The organism is Mycobacterium sp. TH-M11 (genome assembly GCF_057473725.1).
In genome coordinates this window covers 1-4,113 of the sequence record NZ_JBYCLD010000519.1, presented here as the reverse complement: position 1 = coordinate 4,113, position 4,113 = coordinate 1, and the positions used below count along the sequence as shown (strand labels likewise).

Below are 4,113 nucleotides of genomic sequence, written 5' to 3'. Positions count from 1 at the left end.
CCTTGGTCACCTCGGTGCTCATGTGTTCTTCGATGAGCGCCAGGCGGCGTTGGCGGAGTCCGTCGTCGAGCATGGCTACTCTTCGGTGACCTTGGCCATCGCGAGCACGTCGAGTCGGCGATCGAGTTCGTCTTCGGAGAGCTTGTCGCCGATCAGCCCGCGGTCGATCACGGTTTGCCGAATTGTCTTGCGCTCCTTGAGCGCTTGTTTGGCCACCGCGGCCGCCTCTTCGTAGCCGATCGCCGAGTTCAGCGGTGTGACGATCGACGGCGACGACTCGGCCAACTCGCGCAGGTGCTCCTCGTTGGCCTTCAGTCCGCTGATACACCGCTCGGCGAACAACGTCGAAACGTTGGTCAGCAGCTTGAACGACTCGAGGATGTTGCGCGCCATCATCGGGATGTAGACGTTGAGCTCGAACGCACCCGAAAGTCCGCCGACCGCGACCGCGGCGTCGTTGCCGATCACCTGCGCGGCAACCTGGGTGACCGCCTCGGGCAGAACGGGATTGACCTTGCCCGGCATGATCGAACTACCCGGCTGCAGATCCGGCAGCAGGATCTCGCCCAAGCCGGTCAGCGGGCCCGAGCCCATCCACCGCACGTCGTTGGCGATCTTGGTCAGCGACACCGCGATGGTGCGTAGTGCGCCGGACGCCTCGACCAGCCCGTCGCGAGCGGCCTGCGCCTCGAAAGAATTTGCGGCGGTGCGTAGTTCGGTCAGGCCGGTGTCCTTGACCAGCACCTGGACCACCTTGGGGCCGAATCCGTCGGGGGCGTTGAGGCCGGTGCCGACCGCGGTGCCGCCGATCGCCAGTTCACCCAGCCGCGGCAGGCACGCGCGCACTCTTTCGATGCCGGCCTCGATCTGGCGGGCATACCCGGAGAACTCCTGGCCCAGCGTCACTGGGACGGCGTCCATCAGATGCGTGCGGCCCGACTTGACCACGGTGTGCCATTCGCGGGCCTTGTCGGCCAGCGCGTCGTGCAGCACCTGCAGCGCCGGAATGAGATGGCGCACAGCGGCTTCGGTGGCCGCGATGTGGGTGGCGGTCGGAAAGGTGTCATTGGACGACTGCGACATGTTGACGTCGTCGTTGGGGTGCACGGTCACGCCGTTGGCAGCGGCGATGCTGGCGATCACCTCGTTGGTGTTCATGTTGGAACTGGTGCCCGAACCGGTCTGGAAGACGTCGATCGGGAACTGGTCGTCGTGGCGGCCGTCGGCGATCTCGGCAGCCGCAGCGATGATCGCGTCGGCCTTGTCGGCCCCCAGCAGCCCGAGGTCCTTGTTGACCTGGGCGCAGGCGCCCTTCAGCAGGCCCAGGGCGCGGATCTGGGTGCGCTCCAGGCCGCGGCCGGAGATCGGGAAGTTCTCCACGGCGCGCTGAGTCTGAGCTCGCCACAACGCTTTTGCGGGTACTCGGACTTCGCCCATGGTGTCGTGTTCGATGCGGTATTCGGTGTCGTCTGCCATCAGGCAAATCCCTCGTTAGTTAGGTAGTGGTTACGGCAGGGGGTATGCGGCGGTGCTGTCGCCGGTGAAGTCGATCGCGGAGTATTCGTTGAGCTTGGTCAGCCGGTGAAAGCCCTCGACCATCCGCAACGTGCCGGATTTGGAGCGCATGACGATCGACTGGGTGGTGCAGCCGCCGGGTTCATAGCGCACCCCCTTGAGCAGATCGCCGTCGGTGACACCGGTCGCGCAGAAGAAGACGTTGTCCCCCGAGACCAGGTCGACGGTGGTCAGCACGGCGTCGAGGTCGTAGCCCGCGTCGAGTGCTTTCTGGCGCTCTTCGTCGTCCTTGGGGGCCAGCTGAGCCTGGATCTCGCCGCCCATGCAGCGCAGCGCCGCGGCGGTGATGATGCCCTCGGGAGTACCGCCGATACCGGCCAGCATGTCGGTGCCGGAGCCCGGTCGGCAGGCGGCGATCGCTCCCGCCACGTCGCCGTCGGTGATCAGCCGGATGCGCGCGCCCGTGTCGCGGACATCCTGGATCAGCTTGGCGTGCCGCGGTCGGTCCAGGATGACGACGGTCATGTCCGGCACCGACAGGCCTTTGACCTTGGCGACCGCGCGGACGTTGGCGCCGATCGGCGCGGTGATGTCCAGCACGTGGGCGGCGTCCGGGCCGACGGCGATCTTGTTCATGTAGAACACCGCCGACGGGTCGAACATCGAGCCGCGGTCGGCCACCGCGAGCACCGAGATGGCGTTGGGCATGCCCTTGCTCATCAACGTGGTGCCATCGATCGGGTCGACAGCGAAGTCGCATTCCGGCCCGTCGCCGTTGCCGACGTGCTCGCCGTTGTACAGCATCGGCGCTTCGTCTTTCTCGCCTTCGCCGATCACCACGACGCCGCGCATCGATACCGAGTTCACCAGCTGGCGAATGGCATCGACGGCCGCGCCGTCGCCACCCTCCTTGTCGCCGCGGCCCACCCAGCGGCCGGCGGCCATGGCGCCGGCTTCGGTGACCCGGACGAGCTCGAGGGCGAGGTTACGGTCCGGGGCTTCACGACGAGAACCTGCGCTCACCGTTGGCGACGACGAGCCGCTGTCCGGCGGCGAGGAGGCAGCGGCGCGGTTATCCATGGCTGCCAATTGTCCCAGAGGCAGGTTGCCGGTCGGTAGCTGGGATACTCGTACTGTGACGTCGCAGCCACAGCCGCCGGCTGAACAGCCTGAGCCGTCGGCCAGACCGGCCAAACCCCGGCTACTGCAGGACGGCCGGGACATGTTCTGGTCGATCGCGCCGCTGGTGGTGGCATGCATCGTGCTGGCCGGTGTGGTCGGCATGTGCTCCTTCGAACCGGGCGGAGTCAGTCGCGGGCCGGTGCCGGCCTACGACGCGGCGAGCGCCCTGAAAGCCGACGCGCTGACCCTCGGGTTGCCGATCCGGCTGCCGCAGCTTCCCGCCGGCTGGCAGGCCAATTCCGGTGGCCGTGGCTCCATCGCCGACGGCCGGACCGATCCAGCGACCGGCCAGAAGATGCGGGCCGTCACGTCGATCGTGGGCTTCATCAGTCCCGGGGGCGAGTATCTGAGCCTGACGCAGAGCAACGCCGACGAGGCGAAGCTGGTCGGCTCCATCCACGCCTCGATGTATCCGACCGGCGCCGTCGACGTGAACGGCGTCCGGTGGATCACCTACTCCGGTGATGGCGGCGTCGAGCCGATCTGGACGACGCGACTCGACAGCCCGGCCGGGCCCGCCCAGGTGGCGATCACCGGTGCCGGCAGCGTCGACGAGTTCCGTGTGCTGGCGGTGGCCACCCAGACGCAGGCACCCCTGCCTGCCCATCGACAGGAGAAACACCCATGAGCGCACCGGTAGCCGATCTCACCGGCTGGACGATGTCGCCGTTCACCGGCGGTGGATACACCCACGACGTCTACCGCCGTGGCGAGGGCCCCGGCGTGGTGCTGATCCCTGAGATCCCGGGCATCCACCCCGGCGTGCTGGGACTGGGAAACCATTTGGTGGACAACGGCTTCACGGTGGCCATGCCGTCACTGTTCGGCGAACCCGGTCGGAGCAAAGACCCCGGCTACATCGCCTCGACCATCGCGCGAGTCTGTGTGGCAAGGGAATTCGCCGCTTTCGCGACCAACAAGCAACGTCCGGTGGCGGTGTATTTGCGGGCGCTGGCGCGAGAGTTGAACAAGGAGACGCCGGGCAAGGGCGTCGGCGTCATCGGGCACTGCTTCACCGGTGGCTTCGCGCTGGCCGCCGCGGTCGACGACAGTGTGCTCGCGCCGGTGCTCAGCCAGCCGTCGGTGCCTTTCCCGCTGACCGCTCGCCAGCGACGCGACCCCGGGGTGAGCGATCTGGAGTTGAACGCGTTCAAAGACCGTGCCAGCAGCGAGGGCTTGTGCGCCATCGGTTTGCGGTTCAGCGAGGATCGAGCGGTTCCGGCCGAGCGATTCACGACGCTCAAAGACCGTCTCGGTGACGCGTTCGAGGTGATTGAGATCAACTCCAAGCCGGGCAACGAGCACGGCTTTTCGCGGATGGCGCACTCGGTGCTGACCGACGAGGTGCGCGAGGTCGACGGCCACCCGGCCTACGAGGCGCGCAAGCGCGTCGTCGAGTTCCTCAACGAGCGGCTG

Annotated in this window: 4 protein-coding genes; 2 read left to right on the top strand and 2 right to left on the bottom strand. The window is 67.3% G+C overall.

Going from position 1 to position 4,113, the window contains the following annotated elements; all coding sequences use genetic code 11:
- Positions 1-75: 75 nt before the first annotated feature.
- Both AC2VOG_RS19850 and glpX read right to left on the bottom strand, forming a co-directional pair.
- Positions 76-1,476, bottom strand: coding sequence for a class II fumarate hydratase (locus AC2VOG_RS19850; protein WP_486941538.1), 1,401 nt, complete (start codon positions 1,474-1,476; stop codon positions 76-78).
- 30 nt (positions 1,477-1,506) lie between these two features.
- A complete protein-coding gene (gene glpX, locus AC2VOG_RS19845) occupies positions 1,507-2,595 on the bottom strand; it encodes a class II fructose-bisphosphatase (RefSeq protein ID WP_486941537.1) in 1,089 nt (362 codons plus the stop codon).
- Here glpX and AC2VOG_RS19840 point away from each other — a divergent pair.
- Both AC2VOG_RS19840 and AC2VOG_RS19835 read left to right on the top strand, forming a co-directional pair.
- Positions 2,594-3,325 carry a DUF4245 domain-containing protein gene (locus AC2VOG_RS19840; RefSeq protein ID WP_486941536.1) on the top strand — a complete coding sequence of 244 codons (732 nt, stop codon included), beginning with the start codon at positions 2,594-2,596 and terminating at the stop codon, positions 3,323-3,325. The genes glpX and AC2VOG_RS19840 overlap by 2 nt on opposite strands.
- On the top strand, positions 3,322-4,113 hold a 792-nt coding region (locus AC2VOG_RS19835; RefSeq protein ID WP_486941535.1), incomplete at its 3' end, for a dienelactone hydrolase family protein. The genes AC2VOG_RS19840 and AC2VOG_RS19835, both read left to right, overlap by 4 nt.

Excerpts from the sequence above, each read along its gene's own strand:
- AC2VOG_RS19850 (WP_486941538.1), bottom strand. The coding sequence starts at position 1,476 with ATGGCAGACGACACCGAATACCGCATCGAACACGACACCATGGGCGAA.
- AC2VOG_RS19840 (WP_486941536.1), top strand. The coding sequence starts at position 2,594 with ATGGCTGCCAATTGTCCCAGAGGCAGGTTGCCGGTCGGTAGCTGGGAT.
- glpX (WP_486941537.1), bottom strand. The coding sequence starts at position 2,595 with ATGGATAACCGCGCCGCTGCCTCCTCGCCGCCGGACAGCGGCTCGTCG.